At 70.9% G+C, this 21,069-nt stretch carries 13 protein-coding genes and 1 tRNA gene; 2 read left to right on the forward strand and 12 right to left on the reverse strand.

The window, feature by feature from the left end:
- Window positions 1-43 precede the first annotated feature (43 nt).
- The 4 genes from AB0R04_RS12600 to AB0R04_RS12615 all read right to left on the reverse strand — a co-directional run bounded on the left by AB0R04_RS12600 (window position 44) and on the right by AB0R04_RS12615 (window position 5,134).
- Window positions 44-3,841 carry a tetratricopeptide repeat protein gene (locus tag AB0R04_RS12600; RefSeq protein WP_363370438.1) on the reverse strand — a complete coding sequence of 1,266 codons (3,798 nt, stop codon included), beginning with the start codon at window positions 3,839-3,841 and terminating at the stop codon, window positions 44-46.
- Entirely contained in the window at window positions 3,838-4,212 is a 375-nt protein-coding gene (locus AB0R04_RS12605) for a hypothetical protein (RefSeq protein ID WP_363370440.1), read from the reverse strand. Before AB0R04_RS12605 ends, AB0R04_RS12600 begins: the two co-directional genes overlap by 4 nt.
- Window positions 4,213-4,310: 98 nt before the next feature.
- Window positions 4,311-4,589, reverse strand: a complete 279-nt coding sequence (locus AB0R04_RS12610) for a helix-turn-helix domain-containing protein (RefSeq protein ID WP_363370442.1) — start codon at window positions 4,587-4,589, stop codon at window positions 4,311-4,313.
- A complete protein-coding gene (locus AB0R04_RS12615) occupies window positions 4,586-5,134 on the reverse strand; it encodes a hypothetical protein (protein WP_363370444.1) in 549 nt (182 codons plus the stop codon). The genes AB0R04_RS12610 and AB0R04_RS12615 overlap by 4 nt, the downstream gene beginning before the upstream one ends.
- A gap of 618 nt (window positions 5,135-5,752) precedes the next feature.
- Here AB0R04_RS12615 and AB0R04_RS12620 point away from each other — a divergent pair.
- Window positions 5,753-5,998 (forward strand): hypothetical protein, encoded by a 246-nt coding sequence (locus tag AB0R04_RS12620; RefSeq protein WP_363370446.1) that lies wholly within the window; start codon window positions 5,753-5,755, stop codon window positions 5,996-5,998.
- A 215-nt stretch (window positions 5,999-6,213) separates the two neighbouring features.
- Here the strand turns inward: AB0R04_RS12620 and AB0R04_RS12625 are convergent, their stop codons facing one another.
- Window positions 6,214-6,903 (reverse strand): hypothetical protein, encoded by a 690-nt coding sequence (locus AB0R04_RS12625; protein WP_363370448.1) that lies wholly within the window; start codon window positions 6,901-6,903, stop codon window positions 6,214-6,216.
- Window positions 6,900-10,874: a CHAT domain-containing protein gene (locus tag AB0R04_RS12630; RefSeq protein ID WP_363370450.1), complete on the reverse strand. Its 3,975-nt coding sequence runs from the start codon at window positions 10,872-10,874 to the stop codon at window positions 6,900-6,902. The genes AB0R04_RS12625 and AB0R04_RS12630 overlap by 4 nt, the downstream gene beginning before the upstream one ends.
- Window positions 10,875-11,289: 415 nt before the next feature.
- Between AB0R04_RS12630 and AB0R04_RS12635 the strand changes: the two genes are divergently transcribed.
- A complete protein-coding gene (locus AB0R04_RS12635; RefSeq protein ID WP_363370452.1) occupies window positions 11,290-11,682 on the forward strand; it encodes a tyrosine-type recombinase/integrase in 393 nt (130 codons plus the stop codon).
- A gap of 133 nt (window positions 11,683-11,815) precedes the next feature.
- Here AB0R04_RS12635 and AB0R04_RS12640 read toward each other — a convergent pair.
- The 6 genes from AB0R04_RS12640 to tmk all read right to left on the reverse strand — a co-directional run bounded on the left by AB0R04_RS12640 (window position 11,816) and on the right by tmk (window position 20,910).
- Window positions 11,816-11,889 (reverse strand) — tRNA-Thr (locus AB0R04_RS12640).
- A gap of 82 nt (window positions 11,890-11,971) precedes the next feature.
- The gene (gene leuE / locus AB0R04_RS12645; protein ID WP_063348703.1) at window positions 11,972-12,637 is read right to left on the reverse strand and encodes a leucine efflux protein LeuE; all 666 of its coding nucleotides are present in this window, start codon (window positions 12,635-12,637) and stop codon (window positions 11,972-11,974) included.
- 84 nt (window positions 12,638-12,721) lie between these two features.
- On the reverse strand, window positions 12,722-14,368 hold the full coding sequence (locus AB0R04_RS12650; protein WP_363370455.1) for an alpha/beta hydrolase: 1,647 nt from the start codon (window positions 14,366-14,368) through the stop codon (window positions 12,722-12,724).
- Between the two features lie 140 nt (window positions 14,369-14,508).
- A complete protein-coding gene (locus tag AB0R04_RS12655; protein WP_363370457.1) occupies window positions 14,509-15,642 on the reverse strand; it encodes a hypothetical protein in 1,134 nt (377 codons plus the stop codon).
- Between the two features lie 270 nt (window positions 15,643-15,912).
- Window positions 15,913-17,124: a DNA polymerase III subunit delta' gene (locus tag AB0R04_RS12660; RefSeq protein WP_363370692.1), complete on the reverse strand. Its 1,212-nt coding sequence runs from the start codon at window positions 17,122-17,124 to the stop codon at window positions 15,913-15,915.
- 225 nt (window positions 17,125-17,349) lie between these two features.
- Window positions 17,350-20,910, reverse strand: a complete 3,561-nt coding sequence (gene tmk / locus AB0R04_RS12665) for a dTMP kinase (protein WP_363370459.1) — start codon at window positions 20,908-20,910, stop codon at window positions 17,350-17,352.
- Between the last annotated feature and the right edge of the window lie 159 nt (window positions 20,911-21,069).

Consider the following 21,069-nt stretch of genomic DNA (forward strand, 5'->3'; position numbering starts at 1 on the left):
CGCTCACGCAGATCTGCCTGTACCAACATGACACTGCCCCGACCTAGCAACTTGCGTCATCGGCCCTCACGGCCATCAGCACCCGTTGCAGCGCCGTGATGCGCCGATCCCCATCGGGCCGGGTCTCCAAGGTACGGAGCAGCAGCGCTTCCAGTTCCTCTTGCGCCACGCGAGGGTGTCCTGCCTCCCAGAGCAACTGGGCTCGTCGGTAGCGCGCCTCCCAGACCTCGTCGTGATCCGCGCCACGCGCCCGAGACCAGCCCTCTGCCACTTCCTTGAGCAGTTCAGCAGCCACCGCCGGCTGCCCTGCCCGGTACAGGGTCTTACCGAGGTCCTCCCGTGCTGCCAGAGTTTCGGAATGGTCCATCCCCAGTGTGCGACCGCGACGCTCAACGACCCCACGGAGCAGGGAAGTAGCCTCTGCAAGTTTCCCCTGGATTGCCTCGGCAATGGCGAGACTGTGTCCCATCGTCAGGGTCGCTGGATGATCTTCCCCTAGGCTGCTCCGACATCTCTCCAGCCCATCTCGATACTCATCCTCTGCCTCGGGGACCCGCTCTTGGCCAAGCAGCAGGAAGGCCAGGTTTCCCTGGACAGAGAGAGTCTGACGGTGATTGGGGCCAAGAACACGAGCACACACTGAGCGGATCTCCCGGTAAGCGTCCTCCGCCTCGGCAGTGATCCCCCTGTCATCGAGAATACGGGCGAGGGACAGCCGCGTGGCTAGGGTCTCTGGGTGCTCAGCTCCGAGTCGACGTTCCTGCACCTCCAGGATAGACGCCTGCTCCTTCTCAGCCCCATCTAGATCACCCTGAATGCGCATCACAACGGCGAGATTATGGCGCAGCATCAGGACTGCAGGCTGGTCTTCCAAATGCGTATCCGCCGCGTCTACGAGGGCTTCACGGTAGACGCTCGCCGCCTCCTCTAATTCGCCGAAATCCTTCAAAGCGACCCCGAGACTATTACGGGCAGTGATTGTGTCGGGATGCGCGGGCCCAGACCTCCGCTGTTCGTCGTCCGCGATTTCTCGAAGCTGACTAATCGCTTCTCTAAGCTCACCACGTGCGTGTAGCACCGCCACGAGATCGTGTCGGACGTCCAATCGGCCACCATCGTCCTCTGCCAGGGCGTTCAGCGCCTGGCGTAGTTGCTCCTCCGCCTCGGCAAGGCTTCCCTGCTGGAGCAGGAGCGTGCCCAGCGACGCGCGGACGTTAGCGACGTTCCGGTGGGAGCCGCCGAGGACTTGCTCCTGAAGCGTCAGGACCTGACGCATCTCGGATACCGCGTCATCCGTTCGCCCCATGCGACCCAAGGCCATCACCCAGTCAAAGCGAGCATTGAGTGTGACTGGGTGATTCCTTCCATGTCGCGCGGTCGCCGCGGCCAGGATTGACCTGAATTCCGACTCTGCCTCCACCATGTCGCCGATGGATCGCAGTGCCGCAGCGTGACTACTACGACCTGCCAGCACGTTGGGATGGTCGTCAACGAGCTGCTTCTTCTGCGCCTCGATCAGCTGCTCGAAGACCGCCGAGGCGCTTTTCGGATCGAGCTCGCCTCGCCGCATGAGCATTACGGCCAGGCTGTGGCGTGAGTCGAGCGTGTCGGGATGATCCGGGCCCAGGATGCGGGTGCGTGCGTCCAGCACAGCCCTGATCTCGCCCTCCGCCTCACTGAACTCCTGACGCAGGAGAAGCGTGGTTGCAAGGTTGGAGCGGGTGATCAGCGTGGACGAGTGATCGACTCCGAATGTTTCTTCCTCCAGTTCAAGTACCCGGCGGAATTCCTGCGCTGCGCGGTCGTTATCTCCCTGATCTCGAAGGGAGATCGCGAACTCGTGATGGGCCTCGAGGACATCTGGGTGCGTTTCGCCCAACTCAGTCCGCAGCCCTTCTAGTACTTGGCGCCCCTCGTCCGCCGCTTCTTCAAAGCGCCCCATGCTTCTGATACAGATCGCGCGGCCGTGTCGCGATCGAAGTGTATTCGCTGCATTTGCGCCGTACAGCCGGGCTTCATGGCGAATCACCTCGGCGTACTCTCGCTCCGCCTCCTCAAGCTTCCCTCGCTGCGATGCGGCCCTTGCCCGTTCGTATCGCACGGTAAGGGTCGTGGGGTCAGCCTCTCCGAAGTGCCTGACGCACTCCCTCACGATGCGGTCGAGTTCGGCCTCGGCTGCCTTTAGATCGCCCATCTCCTTAACCGCGATCGCCCTGTGCCGACGGATGTTGACGCCGATCCAGGGGCTTACTCGCTCGGATTCGGCTCGCGCCAGCGCTTCGTCGGCCAATCGGCACGCCGCCTCGTAGTCGCCCCGGACGCTCAGATAGGCCACAGCAACCCCAACGCAAAGCAACACATTGCCGAGACGCTCATTGGCAGCGGTGTCCCATTCTGGCAACCGATTGATCACGACTAGCCAGTGTGGGATGAGCCCCTGCCAGGTTGGCCAGGAACTCGGGTCCCGTGTATTCGCCAGGTACGGAGTGGCCGTTACAAGTAGGTCGGCAGCCGAATCCCATACCTCTCGGTAGTCCAGAGGGGCCGATAGGAGCGGGGCAACCGACACCTCGGCCACCAGTCGATGGATCTGGTACACAGGCTCTGCCGAGCGCACATTGAGTCCGATAAGGCCAAAGCGGCTAAGGCCGCCCATCGCTGCTCTGATTGCCCTAGGCGGTAGGTCCTCGGGCCACATCCCCAAGGCGGCAATCGTGGACGGATCGATCAAGACCTTCGGCAAGGGCGCGGCAGGCGCGAAACAGGACAACAACTGCAACAAGCCACGCGCCGATGCCGTCCCCTGCCGTTCGAGCAGGGCGAGGGACAACTCCCAGGTACCAGCGATCGTCCGGCGGGCACGTTCCTCCTCGCTTCGCAGATCCCCGTACACACCCTCGTGTACGTCGTCGAGGAACAGTGGGGAATCGTCAAGAGCATCGACGTATTCAGCGAAGGTCTCGGCTTCAGCCAGCGGGTCGCCGTGTGCCATAGCCAGGTAAGTGCCCGCCAAGTGCAACGCGAGCGGCAGAGAGCCGAGGCGATCGGCCAGCGCCACGGCGGAGTCCATGTCCCCCGCTGCGGGAGCCAGTTCCTGGAGAACCTGGCCTGCAAATTCGAGTTCAAGCACCTCGAGGCGGTGGAAGCTTGCGACCCGGTTGCCCCAGGATCGGTTGTTGCTGTCGCGGGTGGTGACCAGGACCCCTTGTGACCTGCCAACTGGGGTCCTGACCCAGCCCGTGCCGTCTGCCAGTGCCGTTCCTGGACACGAAAGCACATCGAGATCATCGGCATCGTCGAAGACGAGCATCCAAGGGCGGTCCAGGGTCGCGAGATGTCGCCAGAGCAGATCAGCGGCGGGCCGCCCGCCCTTTTCCCAGGCATGGGTCACATGCTCGGTCGGAGCGCCGGCTAGGAGGGCAATGTGCCGCATCCCGTCGGCCACGGCCGCTGCGGATCCGGCCTGGATCCAAAAGACCTCGACCCCGGTCTCCCTAGCCCGGTCTGCTACAGACAGAGCCACCGTAGTCTTGCCCACCCCACCCATTCCGGAGACGACTTGGATGCGTGGATGATCCACCGTTCCGGTCGGTGTGAGGACTGTAAGGACTGTGAGGATCCCGTCCCGGCCCAGCACGGCCTCCGGCAGCCTGCCGTACGGCGCCTCCACCGATCCCAGCGCGAGCAGTTCCTCAACCGACGGGGTCGGCTTGGCGAGTCCCGTTGCTAAGTTGATGTTGACCGCAGCATGGAAGACCGCGCCCGGGGCGTTGAGGCCTGTCGAGCCAATGACGGCATTCGCTGGTGCGTCTCGATCTGGCAGGGGCGGGGGCGCCGTCATCGTGCCTGCTCACCTGAGCCGAAGGACATGTTCACCGTGCCATTGAACGTAGCACCCGGCGCGTTCAGGCCGTGGGAGTCCCGCACGGAGTTGACGATGCCACTGGCTGGCAAGACCAGGCGAGACAGCCACTCCTCCATCTCGCTTCGGAAGTTCGGGTCCGCTGCGGCCTCACGACGCAGCGCCTCGGTCAGCACGGCGACCGCATCCGGATCGCTACTGTCCCGCCCATCCAGTGCGGCAACGGCCTGGCTGTCGTTGGAGAAGCGGCTCCGAAGGCGACGCCACAGATCCGTCACGACAGCCTCGCTAAGGCTTCCACTGGCGCCGCTCAAAGCCGCCAGCGCAAGCTCGGCGGACGTCATATCCATGTCTACTCCCGTGAGTTGCTCACATCGTCACGCCGCAAAGCACTCTAATGGCGCACGGCCGCGAGGGTCGGCGCCTTGTGAAAGGCCCGGCGATCCAGTCATGTTGAACGGCTGCGGCGCAGCTCGGGCGACTTACGCGTCGGGTCGAGCTTCAGGTTCGAGCGAGAGTCGCCGGCCTCACCTTCCGCAAGCCAGGCGTCGAGCGCAGTACGCCGGTAGTACACGCGGCCGGCCAGCCGGAAGCTCGACGGCCCTGACCTTCGGTCACGCAGGCCGTACATGGCCTTCGGCGTCCTGCGTACATAGACCGCAGCCTCCGCCAGCGTCAGGACCGGCGACTCCACGTGGGTCCCGTGGGCCCGATTTGCGGCAGTCATGTTCGGTCTCCGTCGTCAGCACCCGCAGCGAGCTGTGCCCTGATCTCGTCGATGCGGCTCTGTGTAGCAGCGGCGGTCTTCTGCTGACGCTTGAGCTTCGCTTCCACAGACGTCAACTCGGCGGCAAGACGCTCCCGCTCAACCGGACCAGGCGTACCGGGCTTGCGCGCGACGTCGTTGTCGCAGAGCGGCCCGATGCGCTCGCTGGACACCACTCCCCTGTCGACCTCACACTCCGGGCAACGAGCGATCCCCAGCGAGTAGTAGCTATGGTCGCGGTGTTGTGTCGTCTCCTTAACGTGGTCGCAGGTCAGCGTCAGCTTCCAGACATCCAGCTCCTTCTTCCGGTCCTCCGGCCGCGAGGAGAAGAGGATCTTCGCGATCTTTTCGGCCTGCTTCGGGCCCATCGGCGGCGTGGGACAGCAGCCGAAGCAGTGCAGTACCGGAGAGCCCGAAATACCCCAGCGTCCCTCATGACACTCGCCGTGCCGCTCCTGAAACTGCTTCTCGGCGAGGTCACGTTCCTGACGCTCCTGATCTGTCATTGGCGACTGGGGCGACCGATCGCCCGCTTGCCCAAGCAGGGGTTGCCCACAGCCGCGACATGGCACGCCGGCCTTGTACTCCTCCCACCTGAGGTACTTGCCCTCGCGTCGCCATCGCTGGCGCCGTTCCTCGTCCCGCTGGTGCCGTTCCTCACGGGCCAAGGCCTCGCGACGGGCCCGCGCTGAGGCCCGGTGCTGCCGTTGCTCCTCCGTCAGTTTCGCCATGACCCCACCCGCATGCACGCCTCCTTGTTCAGACCGCCCACAGCATCTTGGGCAGGCTGCCACCGCGATCGACAGGGATGCACCAATCAGTCAGGAAGCGGCGGACTCCAGCGAGCATTTGACCGAGCTGGGCAGGAACACGATGGAAGATGAGAGACCTGAGATCGTTCCCCCCTATAAGGCGGACCGCCACAATGATCGGCCCGTTCCCCCAACGGACTGCTACCCGACTTGATGACGCTCTGCGGGATTCCTTAGGTGCTGCTCAAACGGCGGTCAAACCTGCTCAGTTGATCTCCCCGCCCTTCATGTAGCCCTGTCCGACGTGTCGAGGTGGTCGTGGCCGGGCGGAAGCCTGCGTGCGCATGGCGTGCGGCCAGTTCGGGGGCCTTGATGTTCACCAGGGAGGACAATGCGGACGCCCACGCGCTGCGCCAGCGGGGACGGTCGATCTCGGCGATCGGGCGGTATCTGGGCCGGGATCGCAAGACGACCCGCGCCTACGTGGCCAGGGAGCGGATCGCCGGCGTCCGGGCGCCCGCTCTGGATGAGTTCGTACGTTCGACGGGCAACGGCACGTCGGCCCAGAAGACCCGGCAGAGCCAGATCCTTGTCGGATTGCTACGGGCCATCCTCTAGCCCGACCGTCGCGCAACACAGGCCCGCGTCCACCAGCGTGGACACTCGCTGCACGGCTGACCACCGGATGTCCACCGAGAGCGATCATGAGCGCCCTCCAGCGCCGTGATCCACGATCTCGCCCGAACCGGCACGTGCCGCGCCGTCCGCTCACGCACTCCGTTAGTCGTAGCTCGCTGCGGCGGCGCGTCGATCGCACGGCTCGGATAGGTCATTCATTGAAGATCGATTGTCTGTAGCGCGGGCGGCAAGTCCGCGCGGTAGGGAATCAAACCGAGGCGCCGCTGCCTAACCGTGGCCGCGACGGAGACGTGGGCCCGCACAGCCGCTCCGGTTGGGGCCTTGACCACGACGGTCACCGTCTCGTCTCCGATCAAGGGGACCGAGCTCGTCGCCTTGAACCGCCATTCGGGGTCGCTGTCACGCTCACCCATACCCACCAGGAACAGCTGCTCGTGTTGCTGATTGGGGGTGACCTCCAGGGTGGACTCGACGATGGCGAGCTTGGCTGTTAGCGCGATCCGGCCACCCACTCCACCGGCGGGAGCGAGGCGCTTCTTCGGGGCAATGGACCAGGCGATCGGCTGTCGGTCTGCAGGCTCGTCGGGAGCCTCCAAGCGGATGCCGAGGCCAGCGTCGACGAACGGGTCGTCGTTGTCGGACGGCCGGAAGGCGCAGACCAGGCTGAGGAGCAGGTAGTCGCTGTGGGCGGACTCCGACTCCAGGAAGTCGAGCCACTCCTCGTCGCCCTGGGCCGCCTGCTCAGCCGTGAGCCGACGCACCGCGGCCACCCCCAGGGACACCCGGCCGCGCAACGGGGCTGACGTGGTCGGGGTGTTGAGCCGCGGCATCGGAGACAGCTCGACGTCTTTGAGGACAGGTACGTCGATGATGATGTGGTTCACTGCGCTACTCCTCGAGGTGTGTGCGGCGCGCGCCAGTCGCCAATGAAGCAGAACGAACCCCAGTCCCGGTACGCGGGGTGCTTGGTGCGTGTGTGGCACTGGGCGGCACGAAATGCGGACCGACGATCGCCGTTGCCAGTCAGCTGTCGGTACAACTCGGCGAAGAAGTCCGTGGCCACGTCCGGATGAACCGGCCACAGGCATCCGACGACGGCCGAGGCCCCGGCGGCCAGGAAGGCTGCCGGCAGGCCGCGCAAGTTGTCGTTTACGTCGTAGCGGCCCAGGGCCGACTCGCACGAGCTCATGGTGACGAGTTCGACGCCACGCAGGTCGGTTCTGAGGATGTCGTGCGCGAAGACCCGACCGTCGTTGTCGGGATCGGGCGACAGGAAGAGACACTGGTACCAGGAGGCCCACTCATTGTGCGCGCCATGCGCCGCGACGTGCACGTAGCGCGAGGTGCCGAGCTCGCGCAGGAAGCGGCTGGGCGTGGCGGCGGCTCCGAGCACGGCTCGGCCACGCATCGACGCCGCCACCGAGGATGCATGGTGCTCCAACGCCGTCTCGGCGACCAGGCCGTGCCGCACACCGCCGGTCGCCGACCCGAACGCCACGAACTCATGGCGTGCTGTGTGCGGCGTCAGCTCCGCAGTGGTGGTGCGGAGCGAGGCGAGGCTCGAAAGCTGCGTCACGGTCCATTCGTCCGCCACCAGCCCGTCTGCGACGGGAAGCAGCGGAAAGGGGATGAAGTGGAGTGGCCCGTTCGGCCAGATACACAGATGCCGCTTGCCTTCGTCCTGCCAACGTCCCATCAGCTCCGCGAAACCAGCCAGGCATTGCGCGCTGGAGTACTCCAGAGCGGTGCCCGCCTCGCGGCTCACCAAGCGGTGCAGCGGATCGGAGGTGACGGCCTGCCTCAGCACGGAAACGGGGCCGGCCACCGGGTGGATCAGCATCGTGTGGAGACCGCGGGTGAGGCGGAGCACATCCCCGCCGACGTCGTTGAACGCGACGGTCCGCAGGCGCACTTCCTCGCGCGTCACCGCCAGGCCCACCGTCCCGGTGCGGAGGTCCGTCGCGTTCGATCCCGGGAACTGCCCGAGGAACAACGACAGCAGCACCGTGTCCTCCGGGAGCAGCGCCTGGACTTCGTCCAGACCGAGGAAGGCGTTTCGCGGGAGGTTCCGGGTCTGGTGGAGTTCCATGCTGATCCGGCGGTCGACGGCCCGCTGCAGGTTGCGCTGCCGGGCGCCAGGGCCGCACTCGGGTTCGGCCTCGCCGATGCCGACGTAGCAGAGGATGGCGTCGTCCGGGCTCAGCGACCTCTCCGCAGGCGGCGGTTGGGCAGCGTCGAGGCTCGCTCGGTCGATCGCGGCGGCGAGCGCACGTGACGGGGTGAACGGACCGGAGCGTTCGGCCGCGATCGCGAAGCCCATGCCCTTGGCCACTTGGTGCAGCAGAAGAACGGTGGCCGCATCAACGCGGGCGTGCGCAGAGAGGAGGTGGCCGAGGGAGAGGTACAGCTCTCGGAACTTCCAGGCGATTCCCTCGTCCGTGCTCGTTCGGAGCGAAGTCATACTGCCGAGCAGTGCGCTGGCAGCACTGCTCGCCGCCGGATGGTCACAACGCCGGACACATGCCAACCCGGCTTCGAAGGCGTCGAGCGCCAGGTCCTCCTGGTCGCACATCGTGTACTGCGCGCCGGCCACGGCGAAGCACTCGGCCGCCGTCACCCAGTCCGCCGCGCGGTCGGCGCGTACGGCCAGGTCGTAGGACAAGCGGCCGTACAGGTGCGCCACCATCTCGACGTGCTGGTCCACCCAGTCCGGAGCCGATCGGGCGGCCTCCAGGATCAGAGTTCGGCCCAAGGCCTGCTCGTCATCCTCGCCACAGTGCGCGGCGAGGTGGACAAGCGCCGCGGCCCGCTCGCCCGGCTCCCGGGTCGGGTCTGCTGTGAGCTCCTCCGTCACGGCCCGGATCCCGCCCGGCACTGGGCAGCCGAGCGTGTCCTCGTGGAGCAGGTGCACCTCACTGGTCCAGCGCGCCCGCCGCTGGTCGGGCTTCCGGAGCCGGAGGCCCGCCCCGTCAGCGGCCTCGATGAGTGCCGCCTCCAGATCCCGGCGCCCCATCTCGGCCACGAGGACCAGTGCCTCGGTGAACACGCTCGCCGCCTCGTGCTCGCCCTGTCGCTCCCGGACTTCGTCCAGCGGTACCGGCAGCAGGCCGTCCAGCCCGCGAGGCAGGAACAGTTCACCGAGCAGGGCGAGGATCCGCAGCAGGTACAGGTAGCCGAGCGGGTCGCGGAACGGGTCCAGGGTCCCGACAGCCTCCCGGGCCGCCGCCCTCGCCTCCTGGTCGTACGAGATCCCGGTCAGACCGGCGAGCATGGAGAGCGCCTCGACCAGGGCCTTGAGCGTTCGGCCGCGCCGGTGGCCGGTGGCGAGTACCGCCGCCTCCTCGAGCCGGGCCACGGCTTCCTCGACTGCATGCTGCGGGTCCGGCATGGTGACACCCTCCCACCGAGCGGTGTGGACACTCATGTACCGGTCCTCGCGGTCACGCCGGAGCTGCTGGGCCGAGGCGAACGACAGGTCCGCCAGCCCCCCGGTGTACGGGGTCAGACACAACAGACCGTCCGCGAACAGGGTCTCGGCAAGTTCGGCGACATCCCGCACGACGTCATGACCGCGTAGTTCGTCGATCTGCCGGCCGGCCACCTCGCGCGCGTGCTGGAACAGCGCAGCGTCCGGCTGCTCGGCCAGGGCCAGCCGGGCCGCCTCGACGTACGCGTCCGCCACCCACCACCACGGACCGTCCCGATCGGTCCCCCAACGCCGCTCAGCCGCTGCCAAGGTCAGGGTCAGCACGGCAACCGCTCGCCAGGGCGCGCCAATCCTGACCAGGTCGACGGCCCCCGCCACCACGATTCGCACGGCGGTCTCCGACAGTTCGCCGCCTGACTCACCGACCCTCCGCAGCGCCTCCTGCTCGGTGATGACCCGTTGGTCCACCTCGTCGCCGAGAGTGATCAGGCTATGTGCTTGCGCCGCCTCGGCCTCAGTCGGCGGCGGTGCCGGAGCCGCCGCGTCCTCCGTGCCCCGGTCGGTGGCGGCCGCACCAGCACGCCTCAGCCGGAGGGAGTTCTCCAGCAACAACCCGGTCGCCTTGGCCAGGTTCGTGCGATCCGGCCGCCGACCGTGCTCTTGGTCGAGATCCGCTGCCCGACGTAGCCAGTCGACCGCCTCCAGCAACTGGGCGACGACGTCACTCTGCTCGATGCCTGGTACCTCGGCCTGGCGGCCGAACCCTGTCCCCACGCCGATCATCGCCGACACCTGCTCGATAGACCCCGGTGTTGCCAGCTCCAGGGCCCGACGGTACGAGCGCGCGGCATGGGCCAGATCTGCCGGGCGTCCGGTCAGCTTGAAGCGGCCGACGTGGGCAGTGCCGAGGGTCAGCAGACGCGTGGCGGTCTGCGAAGCCGACGGTTTCGGCAGCGCCGCCACAGCGCTCAACAGCTCGACGGACCGGTCCGCGTCGGCCAGCCGCGACCGGTCGTCCCGAGCCGACGCTGTCGCACGGTACTGGTGGACCAAGCCCAGCAGGGTGTCCTGGTAGGCACCGTCCCCACCCCGGGGAATGTACTGCAGCAGCTCAAGGGCCTCGTCCAGAGCAGCCCAGTCCTGTTGCTCCTCGAAGTCCCCCACCAGGTCAGCCGCATGCTCTAGCGGATCGGCCCATGGGTCGTGCCCGGTCTCCTGTACCAGCCTGGGCCAGAGCTCACGCGGGACCTTCCTGTGGTCCGCAAGGAATAGCAGACCGAAGAGATGGATCGCCATCTCGTGCTCCACCTGCGCGCGACCATCATCGCCAAGCACACCTGCTCGTGCCCAGTGGAATACAGCCGCTGTGTACAGAGCTTCGGTGTCGACGTTGCGTGACCCCTGAACCTCCTCGGCGACGAGGGCCATGAGTCGCATGGCAGCCTCATACCCTGCTTCATCGAGTAGCGGCTCCGTCTCCGACCGGTAGGCGTACCCGGCAAGCCGAGCATCCAAGTCCTCGACGAGTGCGTCCCGCATTGCTCCCCCGTAGTGACCGACCGCCATCGTGACACGGTCCGACCCACATGGCGGCGGAATGCCAGTCTTCCAAAGCGCCCGCAGGCCTCAGACCGCTCTCTGCCCACCATCACTGACCGTTCCGCCCTCAAGCCCTGCGGCTTGGCGGGGTAGGTAGTGCACTCGATGTCTCGAGCACTCCGACTGAAGCTCTTAGCCGGTCTCCCTGCCCGAACCAGTAGCCGATGATGGTGCCGATGATTCCGGTTACAGGCACCATGTACATACTGAAGTCGTTCGCAGGGATACCCGCCGCCATGGTGTCGTGATCTGTGGTGAAGGTGTCGAGGGCGTTGGTGACGTGCTGCCAAGGGGTCGCGAGAGCCTCGTTGCCGCGTCAGCCCTGCCGCCGATCCGCCTACACGATCCCCGCCGTGGCGCAACCACGTTCGCGCTCGCGGGCGGGGTCGACATGAAGGTGGTGTCCGAAATGCTCGGCCACTCCTCCATCAAGATCACCTCGGACATCTACACCAGCGTCCTGCCCGAGATCGCCAAGGATGCCGCCGAGGCTGCCGCGAAGCTCGTCCCCCTTCAACGGAAGACCGAAGCCGAGGCTCACGCCAAGGCCGCCACGAAGGCTGCGGCCGAAGCCGAGAAGGCGAAGCGGAAGGCCGCGAAGAAGGCGAAGTTCAAGGCCAAGAAGGCCAAGGGTTAGACCAAGATCAACACCCGCGCTCACGCATCGCGTACGCAAGCGATCTTGTAGCGCGTCGCCGACACGCCTGCCCGTACACCAAGAAAAGGCAAAAGCCCCAGGTCACGGCGAGTGAGTCCTGGGGCTTCTACAGAGCCGCCTGCGGGATTCGAACCCGCGACCTACGCATTACGAGTGCGTTGCTCTGGCCAGCTGAGCTAAGGCGGCGCCGTTGTCACGCGTGGTGGCAACGCGGGCCAGTCTACACAGGTTTCGCGGGTGATCCACACCCGGTTGGCGGGGGTGGGGGTCAGGCGGAGGAGACGGCGAGTTTGGCGGCGAAGCCGGCGAAGAGGACGGCGACGCCGCTGGTGAGGGTGGCGGAGAGGCGCCTGCGGCGGCGGAAGGTGGCGGCGAGGGTGGTGCCGGCGAAGATCAGCAGGGAGAGGTAGAGCACGCTGAAGGTCTGGAGGATGCCGCCGAGCAGGCCGAAGGAGAGGGCCGGCTGACCGTAGGCCGGGTCGACGAACTGGGTGAAGAAGGAGAGCAGGAAGAGGATCGCCTTCGGGTTCAGCAGGCTGATCACCAGGGCGCGGCGGAACGGGCGCTCGACGGGTTCGGCGGCCGGTTCGGCGGTGGCGGCGGGGTTGTCGGGGTTGTCGGCGGTCCGGCGTTCGCGCCAGAGCTGGCGGGCGGCGCGGAGCATGCCGTAGCCGATCCAGAGCAGGTAGGCGGCGCCGCCGAGCTTGACCACGGCGAAGACGGCCGGGTTGGCCTTGAGGAGGGAGGCGGCGCCCAGCGAGGTGAGGCTGATCAGGGTGAGGTCGCCGACGAAGACGCCGGCGGCGGCCTGGTAGCCGGTCCGGATGCCCTTGCGGGCGGCGACGGACAGCACGTACAGGGAGTTGGGGCCGGGCAGTAGGACGATGACGAGGGCGCCGAGGACGTACGTCGCCAGGTCGTTGACTCCGAGCACGGTGCGCTCCGGGGAGGGGATGAGGGCGGGGGGCGCTCATCGTAACGTCGCACCGGCGGTCGGTTGAAGCGGAAACCATCCCGCCTACCGGGCGCAGCGCCTGCCCGGCTCCGGTGCCTCGCCCGCCAGCAGGTAGCGGTTGACCACTCCGTCCACGCAGGCGTCGTGGTGCCCGTACGCGGTGTGGCCGTCCCCGTCGTAGGTGAGCAGGCGTCCGGACTCCAGTTGCCCGGCCAGCGCCTGGGCCCACGCGTACGGGGTGGCCGGGTCGCGGGTGGTGCCGACGACGACGATGGGGGCGGCGCCGGCGGCCCGGATGGTGTGCGCCGTGCCGGTGGCCCGGACCGGCCAGTAGGTGCAGGCCAGCGCCATCCACGCCATGTCGCGGCCGAAGTGCGGCGAGGCCTGTTCGAAGTCCGGCACGGCGCGCTGGACGTCCTCCGGCCCGGCGAACGGGGCGGGCAGGTCGAGGCAGTTCACCGCCGTGTTGGCAAACATCAGGTTGGGGTACGAGCCGTCCGCCTCGCGCCCGTAGTAGGAGTCGGAGAGCCTCAGCAGGCCGGTGCCGTCGCCGGCCTTGGCGTCGGTGAGCGCGGTGCGCAGTTTGGGCCAGAGGAAGTCGGCATACATGGCCTGGATGACGCCGGTGGTCGCCTGGGCCGCGGTGAGTCGGCGGCCGTGGTCGGTGCTGGGCAGCGGATGGGCCTGGACGGTGGCGAGCAGGGCGGTGAGCTGATCGCCGATCTGCTGCTCGGTGCGGCCGAGCGGGCAGTCCTCGTGCTTGGCGCAGTCCTTGGCGAAGGCGGCCCAGGCGGTCTCGAAGCCGCCGGCCTGGGTGCGGTTGCCGGTGACCGAGTCGAGCGACGGGTCCACCGCGCCGTCCAGCACCAGCCGCCCGACCCGGCCGGGGAAGAGCCCCGCGTAGGTGGCGCCGAGGAAGGTGCCGTAGGACTTGCCGACGTAGTTCAGCCGCTCGTCGCCGAGCAGGGCACGCAGCACGTCCATGTCGCGGGCGGCCTCGACGGTGCCGAGGTGGCCGAGCGCCGCCCCGGCGCGCTGCCGGCAGCCCTCGGCGAACTCCTTGTCGGCGGCGATCAGCGCGTCGATTCCGTGCTGGTCGCCGGGGGTGAGGTCGACGGCGGTGTAGGCGTCCATCCGGGCGCCGCTCAGGCAGGTGACCGGGTTGCTGCGGCCGACTCCGCGCGGGTCGAGGCCGACCAGGTCGTACCGGGCGCGCACGCCGCTGTCGTACGTCCGGGCGGCGGCCTCCAGGTACTCGACCGCCGAGCCGCCGGGCCCGCCGGGGTTGAGCAGCAGCGAGCCGAGCCGGCCGCCCCCGGCCCCCTCCGCGGAACCCGAACCCGAGCCCGCTGGGACGGCGGTGGCGCGGGCCGCCACCAGGGTGAGGTCGCCGTCGCCGGGGCGGTCGTAGTCCAGCGGCACCCGGAAGGCGGTGCACTCGAACCCGCCGTCGCACGACTGCCAGTCGAGCCGCTGCGCGTAGTACGGGGCCAGCCCGGCCGGGACGGCGGCGGGCAGCGGCTCCAGCGGCGTGACCCCGGGCGGGGCCGGGGTGGACGACTCCACGGCCCCGGCCGCGTCCGACGAGGCCGCCCCAGCGGGACCGGACGAACCCGACGAGCTCGACGAGCTCGACGAACCCGCACCGCACCCGCCCGCCAGCAGCCCGACGGCGAGCGCCGCGGCCAGTACCCGCCCGGTGGCCCTCATCCGACCCCTCGCGATCATCCGAGCCCTCTCGATCGTCACCCAGGGTCGTCGCCCGGCGACCCGACTCGCATTGCACCACAGCACGCCGCCCGGCACCCGCCACGGGCACCGGGCGGCGACGCCCCGTCCGGGCCGGCGGCTCAGGACGCCTTGGCCAGCGCGTCGGCCAGGTACTGCGCCGCCTGCCGGACGAGCCGCATCCGCTCCCGGTCGGGGGTGTAGTCCTGCACGTTGTCGGAGATCTTCACCTCGGCCTTGGCCGCCGGTCCGGCCCCGGCCTGGAGCGCGGCCTGGAGCTTGCGGGCCGTGTCCAGCCCGGCCGTGTCGGCCTTGGCGGCGGCCAGCAGGAGCTTCGCCGCGCTGCCGGCCGGGGCCTCGGCGCCGGCCTGGGTGAGCGCGGCGGCGTCGTAGCGGCCGGACACCGCGGCGGCGGCGCCGTACAGATCGGGGCGGGACAGCCCGGCGGCGGCCGCGCACGGAGCACCGCCCTCGACGCCGAGGGTGCCCCAGGAGGCCGGGCCGGGCGCCAGGATTCGGAACGAGGCGGCGATGGCGGCGCGCAGCGTCTCGTCGTCGGCGACGGCGGCCGGCGCGGCGGCGACCAGGTCGCAGGGGTGCGCGGTGCCGTTCGGCGCCTCGGGGGCGACCAGGATGAAGGGGCGGGCGCGGCCGGTCTGCAGGGCTGCGGTGAGGCCCTCGAAGACGTCCGGGACCTCGGCGTCGGCGGTCTTGCGCGGGGTGGCCGCCTGCATCACGACGACCGGGAAGCGCGCGTTCGGCTCCTTGGCGTACTGCGGCGGCAGCCAGACCCGGACGGTGCGCGGCTGCCCGTCCGGGCCGGGCACGGCGGACTGCAGCAGTTCGCCGCCGCCCGGCTGGCCGACGCCGTCGAAGTGGCTCACGGCGGCCGCCGGGGCGCCGGAGGCTGCGGCCGGCTCCGCCACGACAGGCGGCGCCGGCTGCTGCCGGACCGCCGGTCCCCCGCCAGGGCCCGCACCCGCCGCGTCGACCATCGACTCGGCCCGGTCCGATTCCTGGCCGCGGGGGGTCAGGCCGCCGAACGCCCCGAGCGCCGTGAGCAGCGTCAACGCGGTGACGCAGACCCCGCAGATCATCGCTCCGGCCGCCCGCACCAGCATCGGCCAGCGTTCACCGGCCAGTTCGTAGGTCGCGGCGGCGCGCAGGTCGCGCCAGCGCTGGACCGCGCCGCGGGCCAGCCAGATCCCACCCAGCGCGGCCATCAGCAGGGGGATGACGAGGAGCGAACGAACCATGGGACGCACCGCCTCGGGAGGAGGGCCGGCGCCGGACGGGACCCGGTGCCGTACGGGGGCGACGGCCCCGGCACCGGGGCACAGTCGGCCCCCAGCGTGCACAACGGGCGGACGGTCGCACGCGGGTGTGCCCGGCGCGTATCGATCGTTCACTCGAAGGTGGGACAACGGGACGGCTCCGGGAGGCCTACGCCGGGCACCCGGCCCGACGATCCCACCCCGAACGGCCCAGCGGCCCAGCGGGCCGGCAGGTCGGCAGGTCGGCGCAGCTCAGCCCGCGCGCAGCGCCACCGTCATCGCCTCGACGGCGAGCAGCGGGTCCACGTTGCGGTCCAGCGCCTGCCGGCAGGCGAGCACCGCCTCGATCCGGCGCAGCGTGCCCTCCGGCGGGCCGTCCTGCGCGACCCGGTTCAGGGCCTGCCGCTGGTCCTCGTTGGCGAGGGTGCCGCTGGAGCCGAGCTGGAGCGCGAGCACGTCCCGGTAGAAGCCGAGCAGGTCGAGCAGCGCGACGCCGAGGGTCTCCCGGCGGGTGCGGGTGGCCCGGCTCTTCTGCCGCTTCTCCAGCTCCTTGACCGCCCCGGCCATGCCGCGCGGCGCCTTGCTGCCCTCGGCGGCGCCGTAGGCGGCCTTCAGGTCGTCGGTCTCCTTGGCGTCCTGGGTCTCGGCGAGCGCCTCGGCGTCGGCCTTGGCGGTGTCGACGAGACGCTGGGCGGCGGCCAGGCAGCCGCCGATGTCGCCGACCTCCAGCGGGATCCGCAGCACCTCGGCGCGGCGGGTGCGGGCCTGGTCGTCGACGGCGAGGCGGCGCGCGCGCTCGACGTCGCCCTGCCCGGCGAGTGCGGCCAGCCGGGCCGTCTCCGGGTCGACGCCGTCGCGGCGGACCAGCATGTCGGCGACGGCCTCGGCGGCGGGCGTGCGCAGGACGAGCAGGCGGCAGCGCGAACGGATGGTCGGCAGCACGTCCTGGACGGAGGGGGCGCAGAGCAGCCAGACGGTGCGCGGGGAGGGCTCCTCCACGCCCTTGAGCAGCGCGTTCGCGGCGGCCTCGGTGAGCCGGTGGGCGGCGTCGACCAGGATCACCGACCAGCGGCCGCCGGTCGGGTAGCTGGAGGCGCGCAGCACGAGCTCGCGCATGTCGCCGACGCCGATGGACAGGCCGTCGGTCCGGACGTACTTGACGTCGGCGTGGCTGCCGGCCAGCACGGTGTGGCAGCCGTCGCAGAACCCGCAGCCGGGCGTACCGCCGAGCGCGAGGTCCGGGCTGGTGCACTGGAGGGCCGCGGCGAACGCGCGCGCGGCGGTGACCTGCCCGGCCCCGGGCGGGCCGGTGAACAGCCAGGCGTGCGTCATCAGGGAGGCGTTCCCGCCCGGCTGCGGGCCGGCTCCGCGGCCGGCCGCGATCGTCGCCCCGGCCGACCGGGCGGCGGCGGTCAGCTGCTCGACCACCCGCTCCTGGCCCACCAGGTCGTCCCAGACGGCCACTGCTGCTCCCAAGCTCCGTACGGCAGCGCTCCCGGCGCCTCTTCCCCGCCGTCGAGCATACGTGTCCGCTCCGACAGCCACGGCGCGCTCCGGAGCGCCCGCCACCGAGGAGGCGCCCCGCCACCGAAGGCGACGGGCGGCGCCGCCGGGGCTCTCCACCCCGACGACGCCGCCCGTCGTCCGTACCGCTGTCCTACCGTCGTCCGTACCGCCGCACGCCCGAGGTCAGCCCCGACGGCCCCAGCGACGGCCCTTGCCCTTGCCGCCGCCCTCGCCGACCCCGCCCTCGCCGACCCCGCCCTGGTCGCCCCCGGGGGCAGGCCGGTCCTGGCCGCCACGCGGGTCCTGCGGGGCCGGGCCGCCGTGATTCCAGCGCGCCCACTCGTCACGCGAGCCGAGCAGGGTGTCGGTGAGGCTCGGCAGGTCGTCCATCGGCGTCTCCTCGGCCCACTCCGGCCGGGGTCGCTCGGCGGTGGCCTGCGACTCGTCGGCGGGCTGCGGCTCGTCGCCGACCACCGGCAGCTCGCGGGTGCTGTCCACCGGCTCCTCGCGCCACAGCCCCGGCGGCACCCGGTCCTCGGTACGGCCCGCCTCGGTACGACCCGCCCCCGCACGGCCCGGCTCCACCCGGCCCGGTGCCGGACGCTCCGACACAGAACGTTCCGACAAAGAACGCCCCGGCGCCGGACGTCCCGGCTCGATCCGCGGCAGCACCGCGGTCCGGTCCGCCTCCTCCGTGACCTTCGGCAGCACGGCTGTCTCGTCCACGGCGGTCGGCGGGACGACCGGCAGCTGGGCGGTCGCGTCGGCGGCCTCCGCCGCCCGGACGGCCGCCTGGCTGTCCCGCAGCGACAGCTCCCGCGTCGCCTCGTCGGTGCCGCCGGGCCCGGGAGTGCCCACGGGCCCCGCCCCCGGGACGTCCCGGACGGCCCGCAGCTCGGTGGTCACGGCATCCCCGGGAACCGAACCAGCGGCCGGACCAGCGGCCGGACCGGCAGCCTGACCCGCAGCCGAGCCCGAGGCCGAACCGACCGAACCGACCGAACCGGCCAGGCCGGCCGACCCCGCCGCCGCCCGATCCGCCGCCGTCTGCGCCGCCGCAGCCGCGGCCGCGAGCGCGGCGGCCTGCGCCAGCCGGGCCTCCTCGGCCCGCTGCAGCGCCTCCTCCGCCCGGCGGCGCTGCTCCTCGCGCTGGAGCTCCCGCTGCCGCTGCAGCTCCGCCTGGGCGGCCGCCTCGTCGGCGAGGCGCTTGCGCTCGGCGGCCTCCGCGGCCAGCCGGGCGTCCTCCTCGGCCTTCCGCTTGGCCTCCTCCTCGGCGCGGCGGCGGGCTTCCTCCTCCGCCCGGCGGCGGGCCTCCTCCTCGGCCTTGCGCCGGGCCTCGGCGGCGGCCCGTTCGGCCTCCTCCTTGGCCAGCCGCTCCTGCTCGGCCTGTTCGGCCCGCAGCTGCGCCAGCACTTCCTGCCGCTTGCGCTCGGCGGCCTCGGCCTCGGCCTTCTTGCGGGCCTCCTCGGCGGCGCGGCGCTCGGCCTCTTCGCGGGCGAGCCGCTCCTGCTCGGCGCGGGCGTCCTTCTCCTGCTCGGAGAGCGGCAGCTCGCGGTCGAGCCGGTGCCGGATGGCGGTGGTGACGAAGCCGGGGGCCTGGCTGCCGTCGACGACCAGGTAGCGCGCCGGGTCGGCGGCCGCGAGGGCGAGGAAGCCGGCCCGGACCCGCTGGTGGAACTCGGTGGGCTCGGACTCCAGCCGGTCGAGCGCCTCGGTGAAGCGCTCCCGGGCCCTGGTCGGGTCGACGTCCAGGACGACGGTCAGGTCGGGCAGCAGCCCGCCGGTCGCCCAGCGGGAGATCCGGGCGACCTCGGTGGCGGCCAGGTCGCGTCCGGCGCCCTGGTAGGCGATGGAGGAGTCCATGTACCGGTCGGTGATCACCACGGCGCCGCGGGCGAGGGCCGGCCGGATGACGTTCTCGACGTGCTCGGCCCGGTCGGCGGCGTAGATCAGCGCCTCGGCGCGGTGCGACAGGCCGGTGTTGCCGACGTCCAGGACGAGGCCGCGCAGCCGCTGGCCGACCGGGCTGCCGCCGGGCTCGCGGGTGAGCACGACCTCGTGCCCCTTGCCGCGGATCCACTCGGCGAGCGCCTGGGCCTGGGTGGACTTGCCGGCGCCGTCGCCGCCCTCCAGGGCGATGAAGAAGCCGGTGCCGGCACCCTGGCGCGGGGCCGGGCCGACGGCGCCGCGCACCGCGTCGAACAGGTCCCGGCCGAAGGGCGCGGTGCCGCGCCGGTCGTCGGTCCGCAGCAGGACGCCGGCGGCGAGGACCAGCGTGAGCAGCCCCGAGGTGGCGACGGCCAGGGCCGCACCGCCGTGGATGAAGGTGAACGAGCCGGGCTCGACCGTGCCGTACTCGACGTCCCCGTACGCCGCGGCGATCAGCGGGACGACGACCAGCGCGGCGCCGACCACGACCCGCAGCACCGCGTACAGGTGCTCGGTGACCTTCGGCAGCCGGGCCTCCTCGACCTCCTGGCCGAGCAGGGTGCGCCCGGCGGAGACGACGATCCCGGCGGTGAGGCCGGCCAGCACGGTGAGGGCCAGGACGAGGACGAAGTCCAGCACCAGCCCGGCCAGGATCAGCGCCACACCCTCGGTGAGCAGCGCCAGCGCGAGCAGGCGGCGGCGGGAGAGCGCGGGCAGCGTGGCCCGGGTGAGCCGGGAGCCGAGGGCGGGCGCCGCGGTGGCGGCGAGGACCAGCAGGCCGTAGCCGATCGGCCCGGCCCGGTGCTCGGCGGCGGTGAGCAGCGCGAGCGCGGCGACGCCGGCCATCGAGGCGTACCCGGCGGCGACGGCGAAGGTGAAGTACGGGGCGCTGCCGGTGCGGCCCTTGCTCAGCGCGGGGCCGGGCGTGGCGTCGGTGGGGGCGCGCAGGCCCTGCAGCGGCGAGTGCGGGGCGACGGCCACCGGGCCGACGGGCAGCTGCTGGAGGTAGTCGCGGGCGGCCGAGGCGGCGAACAGGCCGGCCGCGCCGAGCGCGGCGAAGGTGACCTGGTGGGCCCGGAGCCAGTCCGAGCCGAGAGCGGCGCCGATGTTGTTCAGCAGGGTGAGGGCGACCAGGCCGGCGGCCGCGAGCGGCAGGGTGGCCCAACCGGTGAAGCGGTCGATGCTCCGGACGGTGTCCAGGTGGGCGGCGGCGGGCCGCTGCTCGGCGGCGGGGGCGTACGGATCGGCGGGCGGCAGCAGGCCCGGGACGGCGGCGTCCTTGGCGATCCCCCGGACCCGCTCGGCGGCACCGGTGACGAACACGGTGGCGAGCAGGACGTAGGCGGCGCCGCCGGAGGGCTTCGGGCCGGAGCCCAGCCAGACGGTCCACCAGGGGGCGAGGCCGATCAGCAGGGCGCACAGCGCGTCGGCGCCGAACAGCGTCCAGCGCCGGTCCAGCCGGCCGGCGACCAGTCGGTGCACCGGTCCGAGCAGCGCGACGCCGACCAGCCCGGTGGCCGCCAGCCGGACGGCGAGGACCGCCGTGACGGCGAAGGCGAGGCTGCGCGGCAAGGCGCCGAACTGGCCGCCGAGGGCGACGGCGATCACGGTGAGCGCGAGCAGCACCAGCAGGCCGAGCCGGTCGGCGGTGCCGCCGATCAGCTGGGTGGTCCACACGCGCCGGTAGGGGCGCGTCCGCAGCAGCGCGCGAGCCCGTTCGACCGGGGTCCCGGCTGGCGCGACCTCGGGCAGCCCGGACGTGGCGTCGCGGGCGGCCGGGGCGGCGCTGGGGGTGGGCTGCTCCTCGCTCGTCATACGGTCAGCGTAGCGGGCTGGGGTTGACCGGAATGAGATGAACGGGGTTCCGGATCCCGCTCATCACCGGGTTGTGACGTTCCGCGCACACCGTCCGACCGACCTCGGGCCCGCGTCCCCGGGGTGGGGTCGCGGGCCCGTAAGCACTGGCGGAGACGC

This window comes from Kitasatospora sp. NPDC056731 (assembly GCF_040687675.1).
Taxonomy (GTDB): domain Bacteria; phylum Actinomycetota; class Actinomycetes; order Streptomycetales; family Streptomycetaceae; genus Kitasatospora.